General features: G+C 38.6%; 2 protein-coding genes. Both read left to right on the top strand.

Features of this window, described 5'->3' with window-relative positions; genetic code table 11:
- Positions 1–272: 272 nt before the first annotated feature.
- Complete coding sequence (locus H5072_RS16955; RefSeq protein WP_002961065.1) at positions 273–863, top strand: SIS domain-containing protein; 591 nt, start codon at positions 273–275, stop codon at positions 861–863.
- Positions 863–2,302, top strand: coding sequence for a bifunctional D-glycero-beta-D-manno-heptose-7-phosphate kinase/D-glycero-beta-D-manno-heptose 1-phosphate adenylyltransferase HldE (gene hldE, locus H5072_RS16960; RefSeq protein WP_182694205.1), 1,440 nt, complete (start codon positions 863–865; stop codon positions 2,300–2,302). The genes H5072_RS16955 and hldE overlap by 1 nt, the downstream gene beginning before the upstream one ends.
- Positions 2,303–2,439: the final 137 nt, after the last annotated feature.

The following is a 2,439-nucleotide window of genomic DNA, read 5'->3' on the forward strand; positions in this document are numbered from 1 at the left end:
TTGGTTTTTTTTACCTCGTAAAATATAGAGATAAAATACAATCAGTGGGCTAATAATAATTAATGCGAATGAGTAAAAAATGCGTGCCATACTGATCTTTCTTAAAGGGAAGTGGCGTTAGTTTACCGTGAAATAGCCGTTTTCTAAACAGACTCGTTATAAAATATGGTTTGGGTTCAGTTATAACCCGATAAAATACACACAATTAAATAAAATTATGGAATAATGAATTTAATTTTTCCTGCCATTTCAGTTCCAAGAGGAATTTTTTCATGTCAATTATCGATTCAGTGGCAACTAGCTACGTTGAAACATTAAACCGTCATCAGGCATTATTTGAAACGATGGAGGCTTATCATCAAGAATCTATGCAATTGTTAGAAGCATGCCATAGTGCATTACAAGCTGGTGGCAAGATTGTTTGGTTTGGTAACGGTGGTAGTGCAGCAGATGCACAGCATTTAGCAGCAGAATTTGTAGTGCGTTATAAATTAGAACGTGGTCCGCTTGCTTCAATGGCATTGACCACTGATACCTCAATTTTAACAGCGCACAGCAACGACTATCACTTTGATACGGTGTTTGAACGCCAAGTTCAAGCGCTATGCAAGCCAGAAGATTTAGTTATTGGTTTAACCACATCAGGTACTAGTAATAATATTAATTTAGCATTAGAGGCTGCAAATAAACTAGGCGCTTTTACTGTTGCATTAACTGGACGTGATGGCGGTAAAGTAAAAGATATTGCTAAGTTACCTATTATTATAAAAAATGACGAAACAGCACGTATTCAAGAAGCTCACATGTTTATAGGTCACTGGTTATGTGAAGCCATGGATATGGTTGTTGCGGAGCAGCAGTAATGGATTTATCGTTATTAAAAAACTTATCAGCGGCACGAATATTAGTTGTTGGCGATGTAATGCTAGACCGCTATTGGTATGGTGATACAGGTCGCATTTCGCCAGAAGCGCCAGTACCGGTTGTTAAAGTAAGTAAATTTGAAGATAAAGCCGGTGGCGCAGCTAACGTTGCAAAAAATATAGCGCGGTTAGATGCAAAAGTTGGCTTATTGGGTTTAATTGGTGAGGACGAAAGCGGGCAGATTTTAGAGACCATCCTAAAAGGTGAAAAAATAAGCTCACAATTAGTGAGTGTATGTGATTTACCGACTATTTCAAAAATGCGTGTTATTAGCCGCCATCAACAACTGGTTCGTCTTGATTTAGAAGAAACGTTTACTGAGCAACACAGCCAGCTTTTATTAAACCGCTTAGAGTTGGTACTTGATGAATACGACTTTATTGTGTTTTCTGATTACAGCAAAGGATCTTTAAGTTTAATTAAAGAAATGGTAAGCCTTGCTAAGGGCGCCGGAAAAACCGTTTTAATTGACCCTAAATCGCCAGATTTACATTTATATGAAGGTGCTGATTACATTACACCTAACTTACATGAGTTTAAGTTAGCGGGTGGTCAAACCGATTCAGAAGAGGCTTTAGCCGCAAGTGCGCGTGATTTAATAAGCAAAAATGGCATTAAAGCTATGTTGCTTACGCGTTCTGAGCAAGGAATGTCGCTTATTAGTGTAGATGAAAAATTTGATTTTGCAGCGCAAGAGCTTGAAGTAAGCGATGTAACCGGGGCCGGTGATACGGTTATAGCTACACTCGCGGTTATGCTTGGCGCGGGCATGGAACCTAAAGATGCTGTGGAAATTGCTAATTTAGCCGCAGGTATCGTTGTGAGTAAGTTTGGGGCTGCAACAGTCTCGCCAGAAGAGCTAAGCCGTAAGCTTGGTCAGTATTTACATACTACGGGTGAGCATTACCAAACACCATTTGATGATGTACTTCAGCATATTGAATTTGCAAAACAAAACGGCGAAACCATTGTATTCACTAATGGCTGTTTTGATATTTTACACGCCGGGCATGTACGTTATTTAGCGCAAGCTAAAGCACGAGGCGATAGACTCGTTGTTGGATTAAATAATGATGAATCTATTACGCGTTTAAAAGGGGCTGAACGTCCTATTAACCCACTAGATGAGCGTGCGATGGTACTTAGCGCACTTTCATCAGTTGATTGGGTTATTCCGTTTGGTAGCTTAGATGAAAACGATACTCCCGCTAAATTAATTGAGCAAATAAGCCCTGATATTTTAGTTAAAGGTGGCGACTACACCGTAGAGCAAATAGCGGGTGCTGAGCACGTACTTCGTCATGGCGGAAAAGTTGAAGTGCTTGAATTTTTAGATGGGTGCTCAACATCAAAAGTAATTAGTAAAATTAAACAGTAATACCAATTTTATTAAAAACATGATCATTCTAGCGTATTAAATAACTCACTAACTACGTTAAAAACTATTTATATAGAACAACTATGTATCATAATTTTAGCCTTGTTATTGAGCTGTTTCCTTATCGCTATAATAGA

The sequence above is a fragment of the Pseudoalteromonas sp. SR45-5 genome, assembly GCF_014163565.1.
GTDB classification, from domain to species: domain Bacteria; phylum Pseudomonadota; class Gammaproteobacteria; order Enterobacterales; family Alteromonadaceae; genus Pseudoalteromonas; species Pseudoalteromonas distincta.